Genomic DNA, 24,049 nt, shown 5'->3' with positions numbered 1-24,049 from the left:
AGTAGGGCCTTGCGTGCGGGCGTTACGGATCTCGGAGGCGTCTCAGGGCGCGTTGCGCGGTGCCGTGCTCGCGCGTTCCGTGAGCCGGGGGGACAGCAGCGTCGCGTCGGGGACGGTCTTTCCGCCCAGCTTCTTCATCAGCAACTCGACCGCCCGGGCGCCCAGTTCGGCGGTGGGCAGGGCGACCGACGTGACCGGAACCCGTACGGACTCGGCGAGTTCGTCGGGGCAGATCGCGGTGATCGACAGATCGCCGGGGACGCGCAGCCCGAGCTGCTCGAAGGCGTCGATGAGGGGTTCGAGGAGCGGTTCGTTGTGGACGGCGACTCCGGTCAACGCGGGCTGCTCGCGCAGGAGTTGCTCCGCTACGGCGGCTGCGGCGGCCGGTGCGGCCCCGCAGGGGTGGACGGACGAGGCGAGCTTGTTGCGGTCGGCGGCGGCCGTGAAGCCCTGAACGACCCGCTGGGCGAAGGCGGTTCCGCGGACGTACACCTCCGGCGGGGAGCCGACGAGGGCGACGACCCGGTGGCCGAGCCCCGCGAGCCGTTCCACGCACAGCTCGCCGGCCGCCCTGAAGTCGAGGTCGACGCAGGTCAGTCCGTCCGCCTCGGCCGGGAAGCCGATCATCACCGACGGGCGGTCCAGGGAACGCAGCAACGGCAGCCGGGGGTCGTCGAGTTGGACGTCCATCACGATCATCGCGTCGACGAGCGCCGAGTCCGCGACCCGCCGCAGTCCCTCCTCGCCCTCCTCCTGCGTGAGCAGCAGCACGTCGTGGTCGTGGCGGCGTGCGGTGGTCACCACCGACACCGCGAACTGCATGACGACCGGGACGTGGATGCCGGTCCGTAAGGGGATCACCAGCGCCAGGACGTTGGACCGACTGCTGGCCAGGGCGCGGGCGCCGGCGTGCGGCCGGTAGCCCAGCTTGCGGATGGACGCCTCGACGCGTTGCCGGGTCTCCTCGGAGATCGGGCGCTTGCCGCTCAGGGCGTACGACACGGTGCTGGGGGAGACCCCGGCGTGCCGGGCCACGTCCGTGATCTTCACCATCAGCCCAGCTCCAGGGTCAGGAACCCGCTGCCCGACTTCGACCGCGAACCGGCGGCCAGCGCCCACGAGATGGACGGATCCGTGCAGGACGCCCGGAGCGTGTCCCCTTCCCGTACGACGGTGAAGGTCACCTCGCCGACCTGCACGGTCACCTGCGCGCCCCGCTCCAGGTTGTACGCCCGCAGAGTTACGCCGTCGGCGTGGTCGTAGTCGGGCCGGTCGGCCACCGCACCGACTGGGATCACCGCGCCGGGCCGGACCAGGAGCGGCACGCTGTCGAAGCCGTGGCGTTCGCGGACCCAGCGCGGGCCGGTGACCGTGTCGTCGGTGAGGTAGTGGGTCCAGGTGCCTTCGGGGACGTAGTACGAGACGTCCCCGTCGTCGCTGAACACCGGTGCCACCAACAGGTCTTGGCCGAGCATGTACTGCCGTTCCAGGTGCGCGCAGCCGGGGTCGTCCGGGAACTCCAGCACCATCGCCCGCATCATCGGCACGCCCTCGGCGGAGGCGGTGCGCGCGGTCTCGTAGAGGTACGGCATGAGGCTCAGCTTCAGGCGGGTGAACTGCCGTAGTACGTCGACGGATTCCTCGTCGAAGAGCCACGGGACGCGGTATGAGGAGCTGCCGTGCAGGCGGCTGTGGGAGGACAACATGCCGAAGGCCAGCCAGCGTTTGAAGAGGGCGGGGGTCGGTGTGCCCTCGAAACCGCCGATGTCGTGGCTCCAGTAGCCGAAGCCCGAGAGGCCGAGGGAGAGGCCGCCGCGCAGGGACTCGGCCATCGACTCGTATGTCGCCTCGCAGTCGCCGCCCCAGTGAACGGGGTACTTCTGGCTGCCGGTTGTGGCCGAGCGGGCGAAGACGACCGCCTCGCCCTCGCCCCGGTGTTTGCGCAGCACGTCGAAGACGGTGCGGTTGTAGAGGTAGGTGTAGTAGTTGTGCATCCGCTCGGGGTCGCCGCCGTCCGCGTAGGCGACGTCGACCGGGACGCGCTCGCCGAAGTCGGTCTTGAAGCAGTCGACGCCCTGCGCGAGCAGCGCCTCCAGCTTTCCGGCGTACCAGTCGCGGGCGGCCGGACTGGTGAAGTCGACCAGGGCCATACCGGGTTGCCATAGATCCCACTGCCAGACGCTGCCGTCCGGTCGGCGGAGTAGGTGCCCAAGTGCCTTGCCCTCGGCGAAGAGTGGGGAGCGTTGGGCGATGTACGGGTTGATCCAGACGGAGATGTGCAGGCCGCGTTCCTTCAGCCTCGCCAGCATGCCCTCCGGGTCGGGGAAGACGCGAGGATCCCACTGGAAGTCGCACCAGTTGAACTCGCGCATCCAGAAACAGTCGAAGTGGAAGACGGAGAGCGGGAGTTCGCGCTCCCGCATGCCCTCGATGAACGACGTCACCGTCTCCTCGTCGTACGAGGTGGTGAAGGACGTCGACAGCCACAGGCCGAACGACCAGGCGGGCGGGAGCGCGGGGCGGCCGGTGAGGGCGGAGTACTTGCGGAGGATGTCCTTGGGCGTCGGGCCGTAGATGACGTAGTACGTCAACTGCTGGCTCTCCACGCTGAACTGGACCCGGGAGACCGCCTCCGAGCCGACCTCGAAGGAGACCTTGCCGGGGTGGTCGACGAAGACGCCGTAGCCCGCGTCGGTCAGGTAGAAGGGGATGTTCTTGTAGGCCTGTTCGGTGGCGGTGCCGCCGTCGGCGTTCCACATGTCGACGACCTGGCCGTTCTTGACGAGCGGGCCGAAGCGTTCGCCAAGTCCGTAGACGGAGGCGCCCACTTGGAGCCCGAGCTGCTCGCGCAGATAGTGGGCGCCGGTCGCGTCGCGCATGATGCCCATGCCCTTGGGGCCGCTGCTCGTGAGGGTGCGGCCGTGGGCGAGGAAGTCGACGTGCCAGGGGCCGGTGCGGGCCACCTTGACCGAGAGCGCGCCGGAGGTGAGGGTCGCGTGCTCGTCGTCGTAGGAGGTGTGGACCGCGAACTCCTCCTTCTGCACGTCGAATTGGGGGCCGCGTGGCTGTTCGCCCGCGAAGTGGGTGAAGGTGACGCCGATGACGTCGGGCATCGGGGCGTGGGCGCTGATCGTCACGACCGGTCCCTTCAGCAGGTCGCCGCGGTGGCGGATGGGCATGGTCGGGGCGTGGATCTCCAACGCGCCCTCGGGGGCCGTGACATCGAGGACCTCGACCGGGTGGGCGGCGGTGACGCCCTCGCGCAGCAGCCAGTAGCCGTCGGTGAACTTCATGTGGGGGTCCCCTTACTACTTGACGGCACCCACGGCGATGCCGCGCGTGAGGGTCCGCTGGAAGACGAGGAAGAAGACGATGGCGGGCAACACACCGAGCAGGGCAGCCGCGTTGGTCATCGTGGCGTCCATCAGGCGCTGGCCCTGGAGGACGCCGAGGGCCACCGACACGGTCTGGTTGTCGTTGGAGATCAGCATGACCAGGGGCAGCAGGAACTCGTTCCAGGTCCAGATGAAGAAGAAGACCAGGAGGACGCCGATGGTGGGGCGGCTGACCGGGACCACGATCCGCCACAGCACCTGCCACTTGTTGGCGCCGTCGATCCGGGCCGCTTCGAGGATCTCGCGGGGGAACTGGCCGAGCACGGAGGAGAGGAGATACGTGCCGAACGCCGCCTGGATCACCGTGAAGACGATGATGACGCTCAACCTCGTGTCGTATAGGCCGACTTGCTTGCTCAGGTAGTAGATCGGGTAGACCAGCGCCTCCTGCGGCAGCATGTTGGCGAGGACGAAGAAGGCCAGGACCCACGTGCGGCCCTTGATACGGCCGATGCCGATCGCGTACGCGTTGAGGACGGAGAGCGCGGCGGCGAGGAGAGCCACCGAGCCGCTGATCAGGGCCGAGTTGAAGAGTTTCTGGCCGTAGTCGACGCGCTGCCAGAAGTCCTTGAGGCCGTCCAGGTAGACGCCGTTGGGGAGGCTCAGGGGGCCGTGTTCGGAGTACTCGGCCGGTGACTTCACGGCGTTGACCACGACGATCAGGAACGGCACGACCATGAAGAGGGCCGCGAGGCACAGGGCGATCAGTACGGGGTAGCGGCGCAGCGCGGTCGTCATGCCCGGTCACCTTCCTCCGCGCGGGTCTGGAGTTTCAGGAAGGCGAGGGAGAGGACCAGGATGATCACCGTCAACACCGTTGATATCGCGGCTCCGTAGCCGACCTGGGTCTTCTCGAAGAACGTGGTGAAGGAGAAGTAGGACGGGACGTCGGTCGCGCCGCCCGGGCCGCCCTTCGTGAGGACGTACACCGCGCCGAACACCTTGAGCGCGGCGATCGTGCACCAGGTGAGGACGACGTATATCTCCGGGCGGATCTGCGGCAGCGTGATGTGCCAAAAGCGGCGCCACCAGCCGGCGCCGTCCAGCTCGGCGGCCTCGTAGAGCTGGGGGTCGACGCGTTGCAGGCCGGCCATGAACACCACGAGCGGGAAGCCGAGTTGGACCCAGACCATGACGCCCATGACGCTGTAGAGCGCGATGTCCGGGTCGCCCAGCCAGTCCTGTTGCCAGGAGCCCAACCCGACTGCTTTGAGCAGGGCGTTGAGGGAGCCGTTGTCGGGGGCGAGGATCCAGCTCCAGACGATGCCGGCGACCGCGATCGGGAGTACCTGGGGGAGGTAGAAGCAGGCGCGGAGGACGGCCGCGATGCGGGTGCCGAAGTGTTTGGCGATGTAGTCGAACAGGGCGGCGGCCAGGACGAGTCCGACGATCGTGGGTACGGCTGCCATCGCCACGACCATGAACAGGCTGTGGCGGAAGGACGCCCAGAACTCCGCATCGTCCAGCAGGTCACGGTAGTTGGCGAGCCCGGTCCACTTGGGGTCGCCGACGCCCTGCCAACTCGTGAAGCTCACGGCCGTGTTCATTAGGAACGGGACGACGATCACGGCCAGGGCCGCGAGGGCGCCGGGGACGAGGAAGAGCGCGTAGGAGTTGCGGGGGTGGGGGCTACGAGGGTTGCGCGGGCCGGGGTGTCGGTTCTTGCGGGTGGCCCGCGCGCCCTTCTCGACGGTGACCGTCATGTCGACGGGACACCCTTGTCGTACGCCTTCTGCAGGTTGCTGAGGTAGGCGTCCGGTTTCTCGCTGCTGGTGATCAGCTTCTGGGTCTCGGAGACGAGGACGTCGTAGAAGCCGGGGACCGGCCAGTCGGGGTAGAAGGCGAGGCCGTCGCGGGCGGAGACGGTGTTGAAGTTGGCGATGAGTTCCTTGGACTTGGGGTCGGTGATCGCGGAGGTGTCGGCCGCGACCGGGATGCCGCCCTTGTTGCCCATCAGGTTCTGGATCTTCTTCGACAGGGTGATGTCGATGAAGTCGTAGGCGAGTTGCTTGTTCTTGGCGCCCTTGGGGACGACCCAGATGTTGCCGCCGGAGCCGAGGGTGAGGTTCGAGCCGGGCCAAAGTGCCGTGTCCCAGTCGAACTTGGCCTCCGTCTGGAAGCGGCCGTACCACCAGCTGCCGGAGAACAGGATCGGGGCCTTGCCCTGGATCCAGGAGACTCCGGCGTCCTCGGCCTTGGTGGAGCTGGAGGTCTTGGCGATGTAGCCCTTCTTCACCCAGTCGGCGAAGGTCGTCGCCGCGTACGTCCAGGCCGGGTCGTGGAAGTCCGTCTTGCCCTTGTACAGCTCGTACTTGTCGACCCAGGCGCGGTCGGCCTTCGAGAGGGCGAGTTGGTAGAGGTACTGCTGGGCCACGTACTCGGCGCCGGCGTTGGCGAGCGGGGTGACGCCCTTCGCCGTGAACTGGGCCATGGCAGCGGTCAGTTCGTCGAACGTCTTCGGTTCGGCGATCTTGTACTTCTTGAAGAGGGCCTTGTTGTAATAGACCATCGTGTACTCGCCGTAGTCCGTGACGCCGTACCACTTGCCGGAACCCATCACGCCGTTGGCGTCGTACATGTCCGTCGTGCCGACGCTCGCGGGGATCTTCTTGTCCCAGCCGCGCTTCGTCGCCTCGGAGGTGAGGTCGGTGAGCAGGCCTTGTTTGGAGAGCAGGCCTGCCGTCGCGTTGCCCTTGTTGTACTCCATGATGTCCGGGGCGTCCGATGAGTTGAGGACCATCGGGGCCGTCTTCTGGATCTGCTCGAAGCCCTTCTCCTCGAACTTCACCTTCACGCCCGGGTGTTGGGCCTCGAACTCCTTGATGGCCGCGTTCCAGGCCACGCCCATCGCGCTGTCGGGGCCCTCGTAGTGCCAGAGCTTGAGGGTCTTGCTGTCCGAGGAGTTGCTGTCGGAGCCGCCGCAGGAGGAGAGGAGCAGCGACCCTGTCAGGATCGCCGCGGCCGTCATCGCTTGCCTTCTTGTCGTCAACATCCAGGGCCTCCGGGGGAGTCGGATGGGTGTCGAAGCGCTTCGATGGAGGAAGGTATGCAGGGGGTGCTGGTGCGTCAATGGGTTAGGCGGAGATTGGCGCAAGCGATTCGATGAAAGGAGTCGTCACCGGTATCGACTCCGGCGCCGGGATGCCGGTGCCGGCGAGGCGGCGACTCGGCGACGACGTGGCCCTGCAACCTCTTCGTGGCCTACGCGCACCGGGATCTCGTCGTCGAGGTGCCCCCGTCGGCCACCGGTACCGTGGCGTCGTATGAGCGACGCCGAGATCGAGATAACCGCGGACCTGGTCCGTGACCTGCTGCGGGATCAGCATCCGGACCTCGCGGGGCTGGACATTCGCGAGGTGGTGGGTGGGTGGGGCAACCAAATGTGGCGCCTCGGGGACGAGTTGGCCGTGCGCATGCCGCGTACAGAAGGTGCCCCGGACCTCCTGCGCAAGGAGTGCCGGTGGCTGCCCGTCCTGGCCCCGCGGCTACCGCTTCCGGTCCCCAACCCCGTACGGATCGGCGAACCGTCCACGCGCTTCCCGAAGCCCTGGGCCATCATGACGTGGGTCCCCGGCGAGCCACTGGACCACACCTCCATCAGCCGCGGCGACCACGCGGCCGACACACTGGCGGCCTTCCTCACCGCGCTCCATGTGGAGGCGCCCGAAGACGCGCCGGTCAGTGAGGACCGCGGCGACCACCCAAAGAAGTGCACGGACGGCTTCGACCACTTCTTCCGTGCCGTCGTCCCCGACGACCTTGCCGACGAGGTCCAAGCCGTCTGGGACGACGCCGTCGCGGCGCCCGAGTGGGAGGGCTCGCCGCTGTGGGTGCACGGCGACCTGCATCCCGCGAACGTCGTCGTCTCGGACGGGACGCTCTCGGGTGTGATCGACTTCGATGCCGTGTTCGCCGGCGATCCGGCGTGGGACCTCGCCGCCGCATGGGTCATCCTTCCCGCGGGTGCCACCTCACGCTTCTTCGACGCCTACGCGCAGGCGGACGAGGGGACGATCCGGCGCGCCCGCGGGCTGGCCGCACTGAAGAGCTTGTTTCTCATGCTGATGGGCCAGAACGGAGACCGGGGCCTTCCTGGCGGCAAGCCGGCCTGGGGACCCGCGGGCCGGGCAGCGCTCGATCGTGTGCTGAGAGGGCAGGTGAGCTAGGCGTATCGCCCGCTGCTCACGAGCCGTCGCGCAGTTCGTGCAGACGCTCGCGGGTGAAGTGGATGTCGTCGAAGGTGACCGCACAGCCGTCACCGGTCGGCGACTGTGCCTCGAAGCCGATGGAGGCGGGTGTGGAGGTGTCGTCGAGGGTGAAGAAGCGGATCATCCGCCAGGTCTTGCCGTCGAGGGACGCGTGGTAGGCGAAGGCGTGATCGATTCGGGAGACGCGCAGCCACACCGTCCGGCCGTCGACGACGAAGGCGTTGGCGTCGTCCGCGACGCCGCGGGCGACCACGGAGACGATCATGGGCTCGCGGTCGGGAGAGAATTCGAAGCAGAGCTTGCCCCAGTTGCGGTCATCGATCCACAAGAGCAGTACGCCGGCGTCGAAGGTGGACTCGAAGTCGACGGTGACGCGTGCGCTGAACTGGAAGTCGCCCTCCGGGGGGACGCCGAGCAGGGTCGCGGCGTTGAGCATGGACTCGGCGTTGAGCTGAGAGTCCGCTCCCGGGTCGATGAAGATGTCGCTGTGAGCGGCCGCTGTGGCGGTCAGCGTGGCGGTCGCGTCGTCGGTGGTCCACGCCTCGCCGGACGACGGCGAGAGGGCGAAGGGCAGGCCGGGCACGTTACGGGTGATGGTCATGTCGTTTCCTCCTGCGGGATGAGGTCGTGGAGGGTGCGGCGGACGACGTCCTCGGTGAACTCCTGTGGCAGGAAGTACCGTTGCAGGCCGATGCCTTCCTGCACGGCGTCGATGACGTGACCGCTGACGCCGTGGATGTGGCGGGAGATGGCGTCCTTGGCACGTCGCATCCACTGCCGCATCAGTTCGGCGTAGCGCTCGTCGCGGATCGCCAGAACGTACAACTCGGCCAGCAGGACCATGTCGCGCCTGCGGTCGCGGGAGTCCGTGACGATCATCCGGACGAGGCGCTCACGAGGGTCCTCGCCGGGTTCGAGTTCTCCCATGGACTCGTCGAGGGGTGAGAAGAGGTCGTTCGCGAAGCGCTCGAACGCGATGAAGATCAGATCGTCCCGGTTCGGGAAGTGGTAGGTCATCGACCCGAGAGGCACGTCGGCTGCCGCGGCGATGGTGCGGTACGTCGCGCCGGCCAGCCCCCGCTCCTCGATGATGTCCAGCGTCACGGCCAGGATGCGGTCTCGTCGTTGCGGCTCGGTTCGCCGCGATACGGCACTCATCGGCTCAGGCCCCCCGCGATCGGCACCCTGCGGCTACCTACCTCATCGCACCATAAGAACGTTCGTACGACAAGGGTCTGCCGCGGCCTGCACCCCTCACCCGCGCCGAGGCGGAAAGGATCACGGATGTGGTCCTGGTCGGACTGCGGCACACGGCGGGATAGCCCTACGATGCACGGTCAGCAGCGCTGTTGCCGTTGCCGCCGTCGCTGCCGCCATGGGTACCGCGAAGCCCGCCGTCGGTGACGCGTGCTCCGTCACCCAGCCGCCCGTCGCCGAACCGCACGCGATCCCCAGCAGCAGGCCCGTCACCGCCAGGCTCATTCCCTCGTTCAACCTGCCCTCAGGGGTGCGGTGTTGGAGCAGAGTCATCGCGGTGATCATCGTGGGGGCGGTTGCCATGCCGGCCAGGAGCAGGGCAACCGCCAGTGCCGGGAGCGAGTTGAGGGTTCGGGTCGCCAGCAGCGGCAAGGGCATCAGGGCCGTCATCGCCAACAGGCACCACCGCAGGCGGCGTTCCGGCGAGCCCGTCGGTTTCCGCCTGCCGTACAGCAGGCCCGCCGCGCAGGAACCGGCCGCCTGGAGCGCCAACACCCCGCCGCCCGCCGTACGTTGGCCGGCCGCGTCGGCGTACGCCAGCGTGACGACCTCCATCGAACCGAACGCCGCGCCCGTCGCCACGAACCCGGCGATCAGGGGTGGGATGCCGGGGGTGCGGAGCGGGGAAGCGCCCTTCGGGGTCGGGCTCGGCGGGGGTTCCGTCTCGCGTTGTGACGTGTAGATCAGGGTGCCGGTCAGAAGGAGGACCGCTCCGGTCAGCGTGCCCGCCTCCGGGAAGAACGTGCCGCACAGGAAGGCCGCGAGTGCCGGGCCCAGCATGAAGCAGAGTTCGTCGGCCGCCTGCTCGAAGGAGTTCGCCGTGTGCAGGGACTCGGGGGCGTCGGCGAGGAGATGGGCCCAGCGGGCGCGGGACATGCCGCCGGTGTTCGGGGTCGTCGCGGTGGCCGCGTAGGCGGCGAACAGGGTCCAGTCGGGGGCGCCGTAGTGGACGCAGAGGAGGAGGGTGAAGGAGCCGAGTGCTGCAACTGCCGTCGCCGGTACGGCTGTTCGGGCCTGGCCGTGTCTGTCGATGAGCCGGGCGATCCAGGGGGCGGCCAGCGCGGTCGCCGCCAAACCCGTTGCCGTCACCGCGCCGGCGAGGGCGTACGAACCCCGTGAACCGGCGATCATCACCACCGCGCTCACGCTGAACATGCCTGCGGGGAGGCGGGCGATGAGGTTCCCGGCGGTGAAGGCTCGGGTGCCGGGGAGGGTGAACAGGCGGCGGTAGGTGGGCTGTTGGGGCGTACGACGTGGCATGGGGCAACCGTCGCCCGCAATGGATCACCGGGTCCAACACCTGGTCCGCGTCGATTCACGCACCTGCGTTGTAAGTTCGCCGGATGCCCTCGACACCCCGGATGCCTGCCCACGTGGACCCCCGACTCCTCCGTGCCTTTCTCGTCGTGGCCGAGGAGCTGCACTTCACCCGCGCCGCCGCCCGCCTGTACGTCGCCCAGCAGGCGCTCAGTCGTGATGTGCGGCGGCTGGAGCGGGAGTTGGGGGCCGAGTTGTTCGTGCGGACCACTCGGCAGGTGACCCTGACGGCGGACGGTGAGCGGCTGGTGCCGTATGCGCGGCGGGTGCTCGGGGCGCAGGACGAGCTGCTCGCCGCGTTTCGGGAGGTCCAGCCCCGGCCGCTGCTCGTCGATCTGAACTCGCCGGGCCTCCTCACCGGGCGCCGCGTGCTGCACCGGGCCCGTGAACTCGCCCCGGAGCAGGAGCTGATGGCTCGCTATGAGAGTGGACTGGCGGGCGCGGCAAGGGAGTTGATGGCGGGGCGGCTCGATGTGTCGTTCGGGCGGTTCGCCGGGCTGGACCCGGGACTGCGCGCCGGGCTCGATCATCAACTCGTGCGGTACGAGCCGATGGCGGTCGTGCTGCCCGAGGGGCATCGCCTGGCGGCGCTCGCGGAGGTGCCGGTGGACGCGCTCGCGGGGGAGGCCGTGTACGCCGGGGCCGGGAATCCGCGTACTCCGGAGTGGACGGATCTCGCGCGTCGATTGTTCGAGGGGCGTGACATCGAGATTGCCGCCCCCGCACCCATGGCCGTGGGCGAAGAGGAGTTCGAACGGGTCATGGCGAAGACGGGGACCCCGATTCTCGCCGTGGTGGATTTTCCGGCCATGGCCCGGACGGTGTTGCGGCCACTGGTGGACCCGGTGCCGTTGTCCGCCGTGTCGCTCGTGTGGCGAAAGGGGCTGGTGCACCCCGGATTCGATGCGCTTCGACGTGCTGCGGTGGAGATCGGCACCGCCGACGGATGGCTGCGGCGACCGGTGAACGGATGGATTCCGGCCATCGACGTGGACATGCTAAAAAGGGGAAAATGACGCATCACGCCACATGAAGTGCTCCCTGTGCGCTACCTTCAGGGCCTGAGCACGGTGTGGTAAGGGGGGCGCGAGGACCGGGTGGGGGCCCGGTTCGGCGGCGTGTGCTCAGGGTCGTTGGCGCACCCGGAACAGTCCCGTGGGGGGATGTGCGTGCGCATGGAAAAGTGGCGAGAAGACGCCCAACCGGAATGGCCCCAAGCTGCATCCGCGACCAGAGAAGTACCGGTCATAGGCGGAGAGGCCGAGGAGGCGTTCCCGGACACTGAAGCGACCGGAACAGCCGGAGAAACCAGAGGGACCAGAGGACCAGAAATCCTGGAGGGCGGCCGGCATGCCGCCAAGGTCGGTCGAAATATCGGCTCGGACGGTCGGCATGGCGGCGCGGATGGTCGTCATGCGGGCAAGGACAGTCGTCGTACGGCCAAGGACGGTCGTCGTATACGGACCGGGTGGCCCGAGCCGCCCGCCGGGAAGGACGTGTCCGCCATCGGCGCGGGAATCCTCGCCGATCCCTGGGGCGCCTCGGCGGAAGCAGGGGCGGGGACGGGGGTTGGTGCGGCCGACCCCGACGAGGTGACCGTGCAGCTCGACGGGCCCGCTCAGCAGGGGTCGGCCGACGGCAAGAGCGGCACCGGTGCCAGTAACGACGGTTCCGACAAGCCCGTCTTCGTCGACGAGTCCGGCCGTCGTAGCCGTAGGTACCGGCGGTTCGGCATGGCCGTCGGCATCGCGTGCGCGGTGTACGCCGTCGTCATCGTCATCACGTTGCTGTCCGGCAGTTCGGACGCGCCGTGGCTTCCGGTGCCGGGGCAGAAGGACGACGCGCCCGCGGGCAAGGTCGACACCTCACCGGCGCCGTCCGACTCCGGTCGGCCGTCCGGCGGCAGCGGCAGTGTGGCGCCGGGGAACATTCCGACGGCGAGTGACGGTACGACGCCGTCGCCGGGCGCCAGTGCGAGCGGCACGACCGGCGCGTCCGCGAAGCCCGGTGCCAAGACGAGCGCGTCCGCGTCGCCCGGGGCGTCCGCGAGCAAGAGCGCCGCGGCGCCGACGAGTGGCGGCGCGAGCAATCCGGTCGTACAGCCTTCGCTGCCGGTCTCGTCCTCGCCCACCCCGACGCCGACGACGGCCACGAGTGCGCCGTCCGAACCGACCCCGACCCCGAGCGCGACGACGGGCACCGGCACGGTGGCCGACGCCCCGAGCACCCCGTCGCCCGTGGCACAGGGGCCGGCCGCTCCTTCGGAACCGGCGCCGGCACCGTCCAAGACTCCGGAGCACATCCTCTGATGGCATCGCACAACCGCCGACCCAGGGCCACGAACCAGGCCCCGGGCGGCCGTCACGGAGCAACTCCGGAAACTCCGGCACATTCAGCGAGTCCGTCAACTCCAACTGCTGCGAAGGGAGTTGGGCCCCGCGTCCGCAACGGGGGCGAGCCCGGCGTCCGGAAGGGCGACGAGCCCGGTGTCGCCGCCCCGCGAGCCGCGCGTCGCGCCCCGCGCGATCCCCGGCGCCGTCGGCTGTCCATGCGGTTCCTGCTGCCGATGCTGCTCCTCGTCGCGCTGCTGGCGATGCTGATGCTGCGCGGCTATGTGCACAGCGAGATCCTCGCCGACCACCGCATCCGCCCCGAGGCGGCAACGAACAAGGTGCCGGACAAGATCCTCGACGGCGGCCCGGTCATCGACACCCGCAGCGGCCGTACGACGAGCCTGGACGTGCCGGACCACGACATCGTGCTGACCTTCGACGACGGCCCCGACCCGACCTGGACGCCCAAGGTCCTGGACGTGCTCAAGAAGCACCACGCGCACGCCGTCTTCTTCGTCACCGGCACGATGACCTCGCGCTACCCGGAGCTGGTCAAACGCATCGTGGCGGAGGGCAACGAGGTCGGCGTGCACACCTTCAGCCACCCCGACCTCTCCTTCCAGTCGAAGAAGCGCATCGACTGGGAGCTGTCCCAGACGCAGCTCGCGATCACCGGCGCGGCGGGCATCCGTACCTCGCTCTTCCGCCCGCCGTACTCGTCGTCCGCCGACGCGATGGACAACCTGTCCTGGCCGGTGACCGAGTACATCGGCACCCGCGGCTACATCACCGTCGTCAACAACACGGACAGCGAGGACTGGCAGAAGCCCGGCGTCGCGAAGATCATCAGCAACGCGACCCCGCGCGGCGGCAAGGGCGCGATCGTCCTGATGCACGACTCGGGCGGCGACCGCCACCAGACGGTCGAGGCGCTGGACAAGTTCCTGCCGGAGATGCAGGGCAAGGGCTACCAGTTCGACAACCTCACCGAGGCGCTCGGCGCGCGCAGCGCGCTCACCCCGGTGACCGGCGTCAACCTGTGGAAGGGCAAGGCGTGGATCTTCCTGGTCCAGGCCTCGGACAGCATCATGGACGTCCTGGTGGTGGGCCTGGCGATCACCGGCTCGCTCGTCATCGCCCGCTTCGGCCTGATGCTCCTCCTCTCCGCCATCCACACCCGCCGGGTGCGCCGCAAGAACTTCGCCTGGGGCCCACCGGTCACCGAACCGGTAACGGTCCTCGTCCCGGCGTACAACGAGGCCAAGTGCATTGAGAACACGGTCCGTTCACTCATGGCGAGCGAGCATCCGGTCGAGGTGATCGTCGTCGACGACGGCTCGGCGGACGGTACGGCGAGAATCGTGGAGGCGCTGTTCCTGCCGAACGTCCGCGTCGTACGCCAGGTCAACGCCGGCAAACCGGCCGCCCTCAACCGCGGCCTGGCGAACGCCAGTCATGACCTCATCGTCATGATGGACGGCGACACGGTCTTCGAACCGGCCACCGTACGGGAGTTGGTCCAGCCCTTCGGCGACCCGCGCGTCGGCGCCGTCGCGGGCAACGCGAAGGTCGGCAACCGGGACTCCCTCATCGGCGCCTGGCAGCACATCGAGTACGTGATGGGCTTCAACCTCGACCGCCGTATGTACGACATCCTCCGCTGCATGCCGACGATCCCGGGCGCCGTGGGGGCCTTCAGGAGAAGCGCGCTGGAGCGGGTCGGCGGCATGAGCGACGACACGCTCGCCGAGGACACCGACATCACGATGGCGATGCACCGCGACGGCTGGCGCGTCGTCTACGCCGAGAAGGCGCGGGCGTGGACGGAAGCCCCGGAGACGGTCCAGCAGTTGTGGTCCCAGCGCTACCGCTGGTCCTACGGCACGATGCAGGCGATCTGGAAGCACCGGGGCGCACTCCTGGACCGCGGCCCGTCCGGCCGCTTCGGGCGAGTGGGCCTCCCCCTGGTGGCCCTCTTCATGGTCATCGCCCCCATCCTGGCCCCGCTGATCGACGTGTTCCTGCTCTACGGCCTGGTGTTCGGCCCGACGGAGAAGACGTTCCTGGCCTGGCTGGGCGTGTTGGCGATCCAGGCGTTCTGCGCGGCGTATGCCTTCCGCCTGGACCGCGAACGCATGACCCACCTCGTCTCCCTGCCCCTGCAACAGATCCTCTACCGCCAACTCATGTACGTCGTACTGCTCCAGTCCTGGATCACCGCGCTCACCGGAGGCCGCCTGCGCTGGCAGAAGCTGCGGCGGACGGGGGTGGTGGGGGCGCCGGGAGGTGCGGTGCCGGGGGCGCGCGGCGGTGGCGGCAGCAGGAGTGACCGGAGGACTGTGGCATGACGCACGGATACACGGCGGGTACGGGCACGAACCCGGATCCGGAATCGACACCGGCGTACGGGATTCCCCAACAGCGGCAGCAGGAACCGGAGTTGGCACCGGAACCGACGAAGGCCAAGGGGGCTGGGGGTGGCGGCCGGGACCGCTACCTCGACCTCCTCCGCTCGATCGCCCTCGTCCGGGTGGTCATCTACCACCTCTTCGGCTGGGCGTGGCTGTCGGTCCTGTTCCCTTCCATGGGCGTGATGTTCGCGCTGGCGGGTTCGCTGATGGCCCGCTCCCTGAACCGTCCCGCGCTGGGCGTGATCAAGGGTCGGCTACGGCGACTTCTGCCCCCGCTGTGGGCGTTCGGCGCGGTGGTGCTGGTGATGATGTTCGGGATGGGCTGGAACCCGCTCAAGGACCCTGACCTGGGCGGCACTTGGTGGGGCGCGGCGAAGATCTTCGACTACCTCGTGCCGTTCGGTGCGCCGCCCTATCCCGAGCATCTGGGCTCGGAGTCGGGCCTGTTGGAGAGCACGTGGGCGGATCAGGCGGCGGGCCCGTTGTGGTACTTGCGGGCGTATCTGTGGTTCGTGATCGCGTCGCCGTTGCTGCTGTGGGCGTTCCGGAGGGTCCCCTGGGCGACGCTGCTGGCTCCCTTGGCGCTGACGGCAGTTGTGGGCACGGGCCTGGTGACCATTCCCGGTGAGACGGGCAACGCGGTGTCGGACTTCGCGGTGTACGGGGGCTGTTGGGTCCTGGGCTTCGCGCACCACGAGGGCGTACCGAAGAAGGTCCCGCGCTACCTCGCGGTGTCGGGCGCGACCGTGATCATGGGCTTCGGGTTGTGGTGGGCGTCGGGTCATCTGGGCCCGGACGGCTGGGACTTGAACGACATCCCGCTCGCGCAGGCGACCTGGTCCTTCGGCATCGTGGTGATCCTGCTCCAGTACGCGCCGTCCTGGCAGCAGTTGCCGGGGCGGTTGGCTCGCTGGGACAAGCTGGTGACGCTGTCCAACAACCGTGCCGTCACGATCTACTTGTGGCACAACCTCCTCATCATGGCCACGGTCCCGATCATCGACCAGCTGTACAACCTGCCGTTCCTGGAGAGCGACGCGGCGACGTCGTTCCTCGACAAGACGGACACGTTCCTGATGTTCCTGTTGATCTGGCCGCTCATCGCGGTGGCGATCCTTGCGTTCGGGTGGATCGAGGACATTGCCGCCAAGCGGAGTCCGAGGCTGTGGCCCAACGGGGTTGTGCGGGGCCGGAGTCGGCGGAAGGTGGCGTCTTCTTAGACGGGGACGGGGACGGGGACGGGGACGGGGCGGGAGCGGAGACGGCGACCGGTCCGAACAGGTTCACCATCTGCTGCTGAAGAGCCATCACATCCGTCATCGCGTACAGGCCCCGGCCGGGTACGGGTTCTCCACCTCGCGGCCCGCCTCCCGCTCCACCAGATCAGTCATGGTGAGCGGCCGACTGAACGTGCCCGCGCAGAACTCGATCACGGGTGTCTCGTTGAGGCCCTCCACCTCCCACGCGTAGGCAGCGCCCTGATCGCGTGCGCGGTGACGGCCGCGTCCTGGAAGCCGTACTTGTGCAGCACCGTGGCGAGCGCCACCGGACCACGTTCTTCGTCGCGGGACGCGCGTCGGCGCAGTCGAGCAGGCAACGTCAACGGGTGAGCACGGGGCTGGTCACCCGGCTGGTGAGTTCCTCGTGCGTGGCCGGCGGGGCGAACATCTGCCAGTGCCCCCAGCGCGCCAGTTCCTCATCCAGTGCCCGGACACGGCCCCTTGGGGCCAGCTTGTCCAGCACCTGCTGATGATGCGTAGTTTCACGGATGACTCGGGGTCGTACGGCTGGGACGCTGAGGGCAGGGGTCTCGACCTCGACGAGGGCTACGGTGGCTCCGACCTCCGATGGTCTCCACTCCGTACGGTCTGTCGGTTCAGGAAGGTGCGACTTGTCCACGCGAACGGGCTTTTCCCTTCAGGGGCGTCATAACCCGATGCAGTTCTTTCTCCGCTTCACGGCCCTGACGGTCGAGGTCGACGGCCAGGCCCAGAAGGGTGCGTGGAGCAGCCGCTTCGTACCGCTGGCTCCTGGCTCGCATCGGGTCGATGTCTATTTCCGCTACCTGTTCAAGGCCCGCTGCTGCGAGGCCACTACGACCGTCGAGGTTCGCGATGGGCAGGTGGTCGAGCTGGAGTACCGTGCCCCGCAGCTCATGACATCTCCTGGTCGTCTTACGGTCGTCCGCTGAGCAGCCTTAGGCGGAACGCGGGTCGGCGGACTTGAGGGTGCGGATGAGGTGTCGTAGGCCGTCCGTCGTCGTGGTGAGGATGGTGTCGGGGGTGTCGCTTTCGCGGAGGCGGATGACATCGGCGGGGGCGACGGCGACGTAGACGCAGTTGGAGGCGTCGGGGCTGTAAGTGGACTTCTGCCAGACATAGTTGGCCATGGTTCGACCCCTTCAGGTGTCTTGGCTGATGCGGTGGATGAGATCGCGAGACGCTTCGGGCTTCAGGGCGTTCTCCTCCATCCGGTCGATGACGTGCCGGTACTTGTCCAACTGCGAAGCGGCGTCGAGGAATTCGCACCCGTGGTGGGCGTCCAGCTGGACGGTGTCGAGTTGAGGGACCGCACCCATGAGGTAGTCGATGGGTTGCCCTGTGCCGGGGAAGGAGCCTTTCCCGAACGGGATGATCCGCACGGTGACGTGGCCCAGTTCGCTCATTTCCAGAAGGTGTTGGAGTTGGCCGCGGACCGTGGCGGGGCCGCCGTATCCCATGTGCAGCGCGGCCTCGTGGATCACGGCCGTGTAAGGGGGCGGGGTTTCGCGGTACAGGATGCCCTGTCGTTTGATGCGAAGGCTCACCCGGTGCTCAATCTCGTACTGCCGCAGAGGCGGCACCGCCTCTTTGGAGAGGGCCCGGGCGTGATCGGTGGTCTGCAGCAGGGCGGGGATGTGGACAACCAGTCCCACGCGCAACGCCGTTGCGTGGTGCTCCAGTTCGGCGAGATCGATGAGGCCGGCGGGCAGGTTGTCGCGGTACTCCTCCCACCAGCCGTGTGAACGCTTGCCCGTCATCTCCGCCAGCGCGTCGATCAGTTGGTCGTCGAAGCAGTCGTACGAGCGCGTCATGCTGCGGACGCGGTCGGCGCTGAGCGCGCTGCGGCCGGTCTCGATCATGCTTACCCGCCCCTGATTGACGCCCAGGCGGGCAGCGGCCTGCGTGACGTTCAGCCCGGCGCGCTCGCGGAGTTTGCGCAGCTCGGTACCGAGTCGGCGTTGGCGCAGGGTGGGGTTGTTGGTGGGCGGCACAGCACCTCCTCTTCGAGCCGCGTCGCGGCGCTCGTGTACCTCACACGAGGTAATTACAGGTACATCTCTCAAGTTCGGGAGATTTATCTCCCATGCGGTCCTACCGTAGAGCCCGTACCGCAGCCCAACCGCCCCCGCCCATAAGCCGGAAGCGCACCGCACCCGCGACACAGCCACCGCCCGGCGCGGCCGTTGAGCGAACCCGAGTCGAGTCAGTCGAGTCCATCCACCCCCTCCCGGAGCCTTCATGGTCACCGTATCCCCGCCCGCCACCTGGGTGTACGCCCTTCGCCTACCGCACGACCCCCGAGCCGCACGCGTCGCACGTATGACCGTACGGGCCGCCCTCCACGGGCACGGAATGCCCGAAGTCCTGGACGTGGTCGAGCTGTTGACGTCCGAACTCGTCACCAACGCCTACCGGCACACCCACGGCCCCGCGTCCCTACGGCTCACCGCCCTCGGCGACGGGCGCCTCCGCGTCGGCGTCTGGGACTCGAACCCTCACATCCCCGCCCCCTTCGACAAACGGCCCGCTGAACAACTCCCGCCCGCCCCGCCCGACGCCGACAACGGCCGCGGACTCCACCTCATCCAGGCGTACGCCACCTCCTGGGGCGGCTGGCCCATCGGGGACGGTGGGCTGATGGACCGGGGTGCCGGGAAGCTGTTGTGGTTCGAAGTGCGCGGCCGTTGCGGCGGCTGACAGGTGAAGTACGGCCGAAGCCTGGCGGGACTCGGCACCGGTCCGGCCTCCGATTCCGCCCGCGCATGCGCCCGCACGGCGTGGCGGTGGACGCTGGAGATGTCGCATCACCGGTCACTCTTAGCGCTTCCCTGACGTTCGTTCCGGAACCTGCCGCGCCCCCGAGAGCCTCCTCCCGTACGGCAACAAGTACTGATCTTGAGTCCTGTTCCGGGCTCAAGGACCAACGGGGGAAGGCAGAGCGCATGCTCGACACGAAACGCGGAGCACTTCTTCTCTGCTCCACAGTCAGCGCCTCGCTGATGATGGCCGGGGCGACGCCGGCCGGCGCGGACTCCGCGCACAGAACCGACTCCGCACACCGCGCCGAATCCGGCGACAACGTCGGGGAGTTGATCTCCATACCGGCCGGCGAGAGCACCGCGGCCACCTATGCGCGGGTGACGCGCCGTGCGGCCGAGATCAACGCGCGCACGACCGCCGACAAGAAGTGCACGGGCGTCTGGAAACACAGCGTCGCCAACGTCGACTGGGACCGCACACCTGCCGGCACCGTCCGCTGGAGCTTCAAGCTGACCGCCACGGCACGTGCCAACCTGGGCGCGGCCGTGACCGTGACCATGCCCAACGCCTGGGTGAACAACCACGCCATCAACCCGCCCTACGGCCCGCACTCCAAGGGGAGTACGTACGACTTCCACGGCAGCATGAACAAGTACAACCGCAAGGGCAGCAGTACGAAGTACACGATCAGGACGAAGAACAAGATCACGTTCTACTGGCTCATCAAGAGCAACAGCAACCCCAGGGCCGGTGCCACGCGATACATCACCTGCGCGGTGCCCCCCAAGGGTTCGAGCTGAGCCAGGGGCCGACGGGAGCACACGATGGGAAAAGGCAAACGCAAGGGCACGGGCGGCACCGCCCAGAGCTTCTCCGTCCTGAACGGCCGACATGAACTGGCGGTCCGTCGCTTCACCGCGACCGCGGAACGGGTCGAACTCGCGTACCGCATCACACCGGCCCTGCCCGAACGGTGGCGGGACAATCCGGATGGATCACTTGATGCGGTGGGGCCGCCGATCTTCTTCTCCGTCGAGGGAGTCGACGACCTCGGGCGTGAATACCTGGACGGCGGAGGCGCGTTCGGGACCGACCCGGACGGCGGGTTCACCGAGGGCTCACTCAGCCTGGAACCCGGCCCCGCTCCCGAAGCCCGGTCCCTGACCCTCACCCTGATGCTGGCCTGCGGTGACGAACAGAGCACCCACCAGTTGACGATGCCTCTCTGAGGCCCGGCGCGAAAGGGCTGGTCGCAGCCTCTCGTTGCGGGTGCGACCAGCCCACCCAGGACGCCGTCCTTGTCGACACCACCGCCTGAGGAACCGTTCGCGACGGTCGCCCACGACCTGTCCGCCCGCCCTTCCTCACCGTGACCCCCTTCCGCCCGTGAGAGCAACGTTCCCTTCCGGTCACTCACAGCCACAGCGCGGAAACCCGCCCTCCCTACCTTCGGGATGCATCACTGCTCGTTACCTCGTAGTGCATCGTGGAGGCGTCATGACAGCCCCGGCCCCAACTCCAGCCCCCGGCAAGTGGATCGAGCACTGGGACCCGGAGGACGAGACCTTCTGGCGGGAGACCGGTGAGAAGGTCGCCCGTCGCAACCTCGTGTTCTCCGTGCTCTCCGAGCACATCGGCTTCTCGATCTGGACCCTGTGGTCCGTGCTGGTGCTCTTCATGGGCCCGGAGTACGGGCTGACCCCGGCCGACAAGTTCCTGCTGACGTCGATGGTCACGCTCGTCGGCGCGGTCGTCCGGGTGCCGTACACCTTCGCGGTCGCCGTCTTCGGCGGACGGAACTGGACGATCGTCTCGGCGAGTCTGCTGCTCATCCCCACCATCGCCGCGTTCGTCGTGATGAAGCCGGGCACGTCCTTCGACACCTTCCTCTGGATCGGCCTGCTGGCCGGCATAGGCGGCGGCAACTTCGCCTCCTCCATGACCAACATCAACGCCTTCTTCCCGCTGAGGAAGAAGGGCTGGGCGCTCGGGCTGAATGCGGGCGGGGGCAACATCGGCGTCCCCGTCATCCAGCTCGTCGCCCTCGCGATCATCGGCGCGAGCGGCGGGCCGCGTGTGCTGCTCGGGATCTACATCCCGCTCATCCTCGTCGCCGCCGTCCTCGCCGCCCTCTTCATGGACAACCTCACCTCCGTCAAGAACGACACCGGCGCCGCCAAGGACGCCGCGCGCGACTGGCACACCTGGATCATGGCGTTCCTGTACATCGGCACGTTCGGGTCGTTCATCGGGTACGCGTTCGCGTTCGGGCAGGTGCTTCAGGTCCAGTTCGGCCGTACGCCGTTGCAGGCCGCGTATCTCACCTTCATCGGCCCGCTGCTCGGTTCGCTCATCCGTCCCGTCGGCGGCTGGCTCGCCGACCGGTACGGCGGCGCGAAGATCACCCTGTGGAACTTCGTCGCCATGGCCGCCGCGACCGCGATCCTGGTCGTCGCCAGCATGGAGAAGTCGCTGCCGCTGTTCGTCACCGTGTTCGTCGTGCTGTTCGTGCTCAGCGGGCTCGGCAACGGGTCGACGTACAAGATGATCCCCGGCATCTTCCAGACCAAGGCCCTCGCGAAGGGGCTCGAAGGGGACGAGGCCGCCGCCTACGGGCGTCGGCTCTCCGGGGCCTCCATGGGGCTCATCGGGGCCGTGGGCGCGCTCGGCGGGGTCGGCATCAACCTCGCCTTCCGCCAGTCGTTCCTCTCCTCCGGCTCCGGGACCGGCGCGTTCGTCGCCTTCCTCGTCTTCTACGGCCTCTGCTTCGCGGCCACCTGGGCCGTATACCTTCGCCGCCCTACCGCCCAGGCTCGGGCCAAAGCTTCCGCATCGGAGGCGAAGTCGCAGCTCAGCTATGCCGAGGTGTGACGTAACACCGCCGACATAAAGCCGAACCGAGCCTGTCACGCGCCGTTGACAGGCTCGTTCGGCATGTAGGCACCGGGTCATTCCATGTACGACTGCGGGTACGACTACGTTCGGGACGAGAGCCATGCACGAGGAACAGCAGCCAGCGGAGCGCACGCAACACGGGCCCCTCTCGGGGTTCACCGTGGGCGTCACCGCCGCACGCCGCGCCGACGAGCTGGGGGTACTGCTCCAGCGGCGTGGCGCGGTGGTCGTGCACGCGCCCGCGCTGCGCATCGTGCCCCTCGCCGACGACAGTGAACTGCTCGCCGCGACCAAGGAGTTGATCGACCAGGCGCCCGACGTCGTAGTCGCTACGACCGCGATCGGGTTCCGGGGGTGGATCGAGGCCGCCGACGGGTGGGGGCTCGGGGAGGCGCTCCTGGACCGGCTCCGCGGGGTGGAACTGCTCGCGCGCGGGCCCAAGGTCAAAGGAGCGGTGCGCGCGGCCGGGTTGACCGAGGAGTGGTCGCCGTCGTCCGAGTCCATGGCGGAGGTGCTGGACCGGCTCCTGGAGGAGGGCGTCGAGGGGCGCCGGGTCGCGATCCAGCTGCACGGCGAACCCCTGCCCGGGTTCGTGGAGTCGTTGCGGGCCGGGGGAGCGGACGTGGTCGTCGTTCCCGTGTACCGGTGGATGCCGCCCGAGGACATCGCCCCGCTGGACCGGCTCCTGGACGCCACGGTCTCCCGAGGCCTGGACGCGCTGACGTTCACCAGCGCACCGGCCGCCGCGTCGCTCCTGTCCCGCGCCGAGACCCGGGGCCTGCTCCCCGAACTCCTCGCCGCCCTCCACCACGACGTCCTCCCGGCCTGCGTCGGCCCCGTCACCGCGCTCCCGCTCCAGAACCACGGCATCGCCACGGTCCAGCCCGAACGCTTCCGCCTCGGCCCCCTCGTCCAACTCCTCTGTCAGGAACTCCCCGGCCGCGCCCGCACGTTGCCCATCGCCGGCCACCGCGTGGAGATCCGCGGCCACGCGGTCCTCGTCGACGGCGCGCTACGCCCCGTCCCGCCGGCCGGTATGTCGTTGCTCCGGGCCCTGTCCCGCCGCCCCGGCTGGGTCGTGGCCCGCGCGGAACTCCTCCGCGCACTGCCCGGCGCCGGGCGCGACGAGCACGCCGTAGAGACGGCAATGGCCCGCCTCCGTACGGCACTTGGTTCTCCGAAGCTGATCCAGACGGTGGTGAAGCGGGGGTATCGGCTGGCGTTGGATCCGGCGGCCGACACGAAGTACTCCGACGGTTGACCGGGTTTTCGTGCGGGGTGTTGATGGGGGCGTAGCTGGGGGCTGCGCCCCCAGACCCCCCTTCGGCCCCGAAAGGGCCTCGTCCTCAATCGCCGGACGGGCTGGATTTCACCGACCTGCACTGAGAAGCGAGCGAGCCACCACGAGCTGACCTGGATGACCCCGCCCTGCGCCGACAAGCCCCAAGGGGTTCCGGCCGCGCGAGCGGGCAGGCACTGTAGAGACAACGGTTTCCCGACCGGGGCAATCCCTAGGCGGTGACAGGCACATGGCACTGGGTTCGACCATGGCCCCGTACGAGCTGCGTTTCGACGCCGGGCGGATCTGTCTGGATCTCCTCGCGACCACGCACCCCGAGGAACGGCTCGACGCGCCGGAGCCGCTGCGCGCGTGGATCGTCCGATCGGGGCTCGTCCCCGCGGCCACCCCGCTCGCGCACGTCGATTCCGGCTGGCTCGTCGGGTTTCGTGAACTGCGGGGGCAGATCGGGCAGTTGGTGCGGAGAAGTTCCGGTTCCGACGGCCGGCCCTACGACCTCGCCCTCGCCCGCGTCAACGACCTCGCCCGCGCCGCACCCCCCGCCCCCCGTGCCGTACGCGATGAAGACGGCGTGCTGGTGCGGCAGTTGGACGGGACTCCGGGGTGCGACGCGCTGCTCGCGGTCATCGCTCGGGACGTCGTAGAACTGCTCACCGATCCCGTCGCGCGGGCCTCGCTGAGGGAGTGCGAGGGGGACAACTGCCCGATCGTTTATCTCGATACGTCCCGGGGGCGGCGGAGGCGCTGGTGCTCCAGTGAGGTCTGCGGGAACCGGGAGAGAGTGGCCCGGCATCGTCGGCGCGCGGCGCTCGCCCGAGCCTGAGAATCCCTTATGCGGCTTCTGTGGACTGACCAGACGTCAATTGTCGAAGTGATTTCGACAACAGTGCGTTTCACTCCGGCGCGGCACG

The 24,049-nt window shown here is 68.6% G+C and carries 24 protein-coding genes; 12 read left to right on the top strand and 12 right to left on the bottom strand.

Annotation, left to right across the window (positions count from 1 at the left end; all coding sequences use genetic code 11):
• Positions 1–42: 42 nt before the first annotated feature.
• Genes SPR02S_RS07990 through SPR02S_RS07970 form a run of 5 tightly spaced genes read right to left on the bottom strand, consistent with a single transcriptional unit; the run spans position 43 to position 6,363 of the window.
• On the bottom strand, positions 43–1,053 hold the full coding sequence (locus SPR02S_RS07990) for a LacI family DNA-binding transcriptional regulator (RefSeq protein WP_019056423.1): 1,011 nt from the start codon (positions 1,051–1,053) through the stop codon (positions 43–45).
• The gene (gene yicI / locus SPR02S_RS07985; protein ID WP_019056422.1) at positions 1,053–3,293 is read right to left on the bottom strand and encodes an alpha-xylosidase; all 2,241 of its coding nucleotides are present in this window, start codon (positions 3,291–3,293) and stop codon (positions 1,053–1,055) included. The genes SPR02S_RS07990 and yicI overlap by 1 nt, the downstream gene beginning before the upstream one ends.
• Positions 3,294–3,308: 15 nt before the next feature.
• Complete coding sequence (locus SPR02S_RS07980) at positions 3,309–4,133, bottom strand: carbohydrate ABC transporter permease (RefSeq protein ID WP_019056421.1); 825 nt, start codon at positions 4,131–4,133, stop codon at positions 3,309–3,311.
• Positions 4,130–5,098 (bottom strand): carbohydrate ABC transporter permease, encoded by a 969-nt coding sequence (locus SPR02S_RS07975; protein WP_019056420.1) that lies wholly within the window; start codon positions 5,096–5,098, stop codon positions 4,130–4,132. The genes SPR02S_RS07980 and SPR02S_RS07975 overlap by 4 nt, the downstream gene beginning before the upstream one ends.
• Positions 5,095–6,363 (bottom strand): extracellular solute-binding protein, encoded by a 1,269-nt coding sequence (locus SPR02S_RS07970; protein ID WP_019056419.1) that lies wholly within the window; start codon positions 6,361–6,363, stop codon positions 5,095–5,097. Before SPR02S_RS07970 ends, SPR02S_RS07975 begins: the two co-directional genes overlap by 4 nt.
• Positions 6,364–6,658: 295 nt before the next feature.
• Between SPR02S_RS07970 and SPR02S_RS07965 the strand changes: the two genes are divergently transcribed.
• Entirely contained in the window at positions 6,659–7,561 is a 903-nt protein-coding gene (locus SPR02S_RS07965; protein ID WP_019056418.1) for an aminoglycoside phosphotransferase family protein, read from the top strand.
• A gap of 16 nt (positions 7,562–7,577) precedes the next feature.
• Here SPR02S_RS07965 and SPR02S_RS07960 read toward each other — a convergent pair whose 3' ends face one another.
• The 3 genes from SPR02S_RS07960 to SPR02S_RS55355 all read right to left on the bottom strand — a co-directional run bounded on the left by SPR02S_RS07960 (position 7,578) and on the right by SPR02S_RS55355 (position 10,120).
• Positions 7,578–8,204 carry a DUF1349 domain-containing protein gene (locus SPR02S_RS07960; RefSeq protein WP_019056417.1) on the bottom strand — a complete coding sequence of 209 codons (627 nt, stop codon included), beginning with the start codon at positions 8,202–8,204 and terminating at the stop codon, positions 7,578–7,580.
• On the bottom strand, positions 8,201–8,761 hold the full coding sequence (locus SPR02S_RS55360; RefSeq protein WP_063746241.1) for a TetR/AcrR family transcriptional regulator: 561 nt from the start codon (positions 8,759–8,761) through the stop codon (positions 8,201–8,203). Before SPR02S_RS55360 ends, SPR02S_RS07960 begins: the two co-directional genes overlap by 4 nt.
• Positions 8,762–8,881: 120 nt before the next feature.
• Positions 8,882–10,120, bottom strand: a complete 1,239-nt coding sequence (locus SPR02S_RS55355; protein WP_019056415.1) for an MFS transporter — start codon at positions 10,118–10,120, stop codon at positions 8,882–8,884.
• 101 nt (positions 10,121–10,221) lie between these two features.
• On the opposite strand from SPR02S_RS55355, the gene SPR02S_RS07945 reads away from it, so the two are divergent.
• The 4 genes from SPR02S_RS07945 (at position 10,222) to SPR02S_RS07930 (ending at position 16,141) form a co-directional block, all read left to right on the top strand.
• Complete coding sequence (locus tag SPR02S_RS07945) at positions 10,222–11,193, top strand: LysR family transcriptional regulator (RefSeq protein WP_019056414.1); 972 nt, start codon at positions 10,222–10,224, stop codon at positions 11,191–11,193.
• Between the two features lie 480 nt (positions 11,194–11,673).
• Positions 11,674–12,486: a hypothetical protein gene (locus SPR02S_RS61670; protein WP_245607524.1), complete on the top strand. Its 813-nt coding sequence runs from the start codon at positions 11,674–11,676 to the stop codon at positions 12,484–12,486.
• 239 nt (positions 12,487–12,725) lie between these two features.
• A complete protein-coding gene (locus tag SPR02S_RS07935) occupies positions 12,726–14,858 on the top strand; it encodes a bifunctional polysaccharide deacetylase/glycosyltransferase family 2 protein (protein ID WP_019056412.1) in 2,133 nt (710 codons plus the stop codon).
• Complete coding sequence (locus SPR02S_RS07930) at positions 14,855–16,141, top strand: acyltransferase family protein (RefSeq protein ID WP_019056411.1); 1,287 nt, start codon at positions 14,855–14,857, stop codon at positions 16,139–16,141. The genes SPR02S_RS07935 and SPR02S_RS07930 overlap by 4 nt, the downstream gene beginning before the upstream one ends.
• 96 nt (positions 16,142–16,237) lie before the next feature.
• Here SPR02S_RS07930 and SPR02S_RS62910 read toward each other — a convergent pair whose 3' ends face one another.
• Both SPR02S_RS62910 and SPR02S_RS62905 read right to left on the bottom strand, forming a co-directional pair.
• Entirely contained in the window at positions 16,238–16,378 is a 141-nt protein-coding gene (locus tag SPR02S_RS62910; protein ID WP_158697790.1) for a hypothetical protein, read from the bottom strand.
• Between the two features lie 142 nt (positions 16,379–16,520).
• Positions 16,521–16,664, bottom strand: a complete 144-nt coding sequence (locus SPR02S_RS62905; protein WP_019056408.1) for a hypothetical protein — start codon at positions 16,662–16,664, stop codon at positions 16,521–16,523.
• 193 nt (positions 16,665–16,857) lie between these two features.
• On the opposite strand from SPR02S_RS62905, the gene SPR02S_RS07910 reads away from it, so the two are divergent.
• Positions 16,858–17,112 (top strand): hypothetical protein, encoded by a 255-nt coding sequence (locus SPR02S_RS07910; RefSeq protein ID WP_019056407.1) that lies wholly within the window; start codon positions 16,858–16,860, stop codon positions 17,110–17,112.
• Positions 17,113–17,118: 6 nt separating this feature from the next.
• Here SPR02S_RS07910 and SPR02S_RS07905 read toward each other — a convergent pair whose 3' ends face one another.
• Together SPR02S_RS07905 and SPR02S_RS07900 are read right to left on the bottom strand one after the other, a co-directional pair.
• A complete protein-coding gene (locus tag SPR02S_RS07905) occupies positions 17,119–17,310 on the bottom strand; it encodes a DUF397 domain-containing protein (protein WP_019056406.1) in 192 nt (63 codons plus the stop codon).
• 12 nt (positions 17,311–17,322) lie between these two features.
• Positions 17,323–18,174 carry a helix-turn-helix domain-containing protein gene (locus tag SPR02S_RS07900; protein ID WP_019056405.1) on the bottom strand — a complete coding sequence of 284 codons (852 nt, stop codon included), beginning with the start codon at positions 18,172–18,174 and terminating at the stop codon, positions 17,323–17,325.
• Positions 18,175–18,421: 247 nt separating this feature from the next.
• Between SPR02S_RS07900 and SPR02S_RS07895 the strand changes: the two genes are divergently transcribed.
• The 6 genes from SPR02S_RS07895 (at position 18,422) to SPR02S_RS07870 (ending at position 23,961) form a co-directional block, all read left to right on the top strand.
• Positions 18,422–18,880, top strand: coding sequence for an ATP-binding protein (locus SPR02S_RS07895; protein ID WP_019056404.1), 459 nt, complete (start codon positions 18,422–18,424; stop codon positions 18,878–18,880).
• 245 nt (positions 18,881–19,125) lie between these two features.
• Positions 19,126–19,743: a hypothetical protein gene (locus SPR02S_RS58895; RefSeq protein WP_019056403.1), complete on the top strand. Its 618-nt coding sequence runs from the start codon at positions 19,126–19,128 to the stop codon at positions 19,741–19,743.
• A gap of 24 nt (positions 19,744–19,767) precedes the next feature.
• Positions 19,768–20,172, top strand: coding sequence for a hypothetical protein (locus SPR02S_RS55345; RefSeq protein WP_019056402.1), 405 nt, complete (start codon positions 19,768–19,770; stop codon positions 20,170–20,172).
• Positions 20,173–20,440: 268 nt separating this feature from the next.
• Positions 20,441–21,814 carry a nitrate/nitrite transporter gene (locus tag SPR02S_RS07880; protein WP_019056401.1) on the top strand — a complete coding sequence of 458 codons (1,374 nt, stop codon included), beginning with the start codon at positions 20,441–20,443 and terminating at the stop codon, positions 21,812–21,814.
• 124 nt (positions 21,815–21,938) lie between these two features.
• Positions 21,939–23,099, top strand: coding sequence for a uroporphyrinogen-III synthase (locus SPR02S_RS07875; protein ID WP_019056400.1), 1,161 nt, complete (start codon positions 21,939–21,941; stop codon positions 23,097–23,099).
• Between the two features lie 268 nt (positions 23,100–23,367).
• A complete protein-coding gene (locus SPR02S_RS07870; protein WP_019056399.1) occupies positions 23,368–23,961 on the top strand; it encodes a CGNR zinc finger domain-containing protein in 594 nt (197 codons plus the stop codon).
• Positions 23,962–24,049: the final 88 nt, after the last annotated feature.

It is taken from the genome of Streptomyces prunicolor NBRC 13075, from assembly GCF_000367365.1.
In the GTDB taxonomy this organism is placed as follows: domain Bacteria; phylum Actinomycetota; class Actinomycetes; order Streptomycetales; family Streptomycetaceae; genus Streptomyces; species Streptomyces prunicolor.
This window is presented reverse-complemented; position numbering and strand designations above follow the sequence as displayed.

Excerpts from the sequence above, each read along its gene's own strand:
- SPR02S_RS07960 (WP_019056417.1), bottom strand. The coding sequence starts at position 8,204 with ATGACCATCACCCGTAACGTGCCCGGCCTGCCCTTCGCCCTCTCGCCG.
- yicI (WP_019056422.1), bottom strand. The coding sequence starts at position 3,293 with ATGAAGTTCACCGACGGCTACTGGCTGCTGCGCGAGGGCGTCACCGCC.
- SPR02S_RS07980 (WP_019056421.1), bottom strand. The coding sequence starts at position 4,133 with ATGACGACCGCGCTGCGCCGCTACCCCGTACTGATCGCCCTGTGCCTC.
- SPR02S_RS55355 (WP_019056415.1), bottom strand. The coding sequence starts at position 10,120 with ATGCCACGTCGTACGCCCCAACAGCCCACCTACCGCCGCCTGTTCACC.
- SPR02S_RS07895 (WP_019056404.1), top strand. The coding sequence starts at position 18,422 with ATGGTCACCGTATCCCCGCCCGCCACCTGGGTGTACGCCCTTCGCCTA.
- SPR02S_RS07910 (WP_019056407.1), top strand. The coding sequence starts at position 16,858 with ATGCAGTTCTTTCTCCGCTTCACGGCCCTGACGGTCGAGGTCGACGGC.
- SPR02S_RS07935 (WP_019056412.1), top strand. The coding sequence starts at position 12,726 with ATGCGGTTCCTGCTGCCGATGCTGCTCCTCGTCGCGCTGCTGGCGATG.
- SPR02S_RS07975 (WP_019056420.1), bottom strand. The coding sequence starts at position 5,098 with ATGACGGTCACCGTCGAGAAGGGCGCGCGGGCCACCCGCAAGAACCGA.
- SPR02S_RS55360 (WP_063746241.1), bottom strand. The coding sequence starts at position 8,761 with ATGAGTGCCGTATCGCGGCGAACCGAGCCGCAACGACGAGACCGCATC.
- SPR02S_RS07875 (WP_019056400.1), top strand. The coding sequence starts at position 21,939 with ATGCACGAGGAACAGCAGCCAGCGGAGCGCACGCAACACGGGCCCCTC.
- SPR02S_RS07930 (WP_019056411.1), top strand. The coding sequence starts at position 14,855 with ATGACGCACGGATACACGGCGGGTACGGGCACGAACCCGGATCCGGAA.
- SPR02S_RS58895 (WP_019056403.1), top strand. The coding sequence starts at position 19,126 with ATGCTCGACACGAAACGCGGAGCACTTCTTCTCTGCTCCACAGTCAGC.
- SPR02S_RS07990 (WP_019056423.1), bottom strand. The coding sequence starts at position 1,053 with ATGGTGAAGATCACGGACGTGGCCCGGCACGCCGGGGTCTCCCCCAGC.
- SPR02S_RS07880 (WP_019056401.1), top strand. The coding sequence starts at position 20,441 with ATGACAGCCCCGGCCCCAACTCCAGCCCCCGGCAAGTGGATCGAGCAC.
- SPR02S_RS07965 (WP_019056418.1), top strand. The coding sequence starts at position 6,659 with ATGAGCGACGCCGAGATCGAGATAACCGCGGACCTGGTCCGTGACCTG.
- SPR02S_RS07870 (WP_019056399.1), top strand. The coding sequence starts at position 23,368 with ATGGCACTGGGTTCGACCATGGCCCCGTACGAGCTGCGTTTCGACGCC.
- SPR02S_RS07970 (WP_019056419.1), bottom strand. The coding sequence starts at position 6,363 with ATGACGGCCGCGGCGATCCTGACAGGGTCGCTGCTCCTCTCCTCCTGC.
- SPR02S_RS07905 (WP_019056406.1), bottom strand. The coding sequence starts at position 17,310 with ATGGCCAACTATGTCTGGCAGAAGTCCACTTACAGCCCCGACGCCTCC.
- SPR02S_RS55345 (WP_019056402.1), top strand. The coding sequence starts at position 19,768 with ATGGGAAAAGGCAAACGCAAGGGCACGGGCGGCACCGCCCAGAGCTTC.
- SPR02S_RS07945 (WP_019056414.1), top strand. The coding sequence starts at position 10,222 with ATGCCTGCCCACGTGGACCCCCGACTCCTCCGTGCCTTTCTCGTCGTG.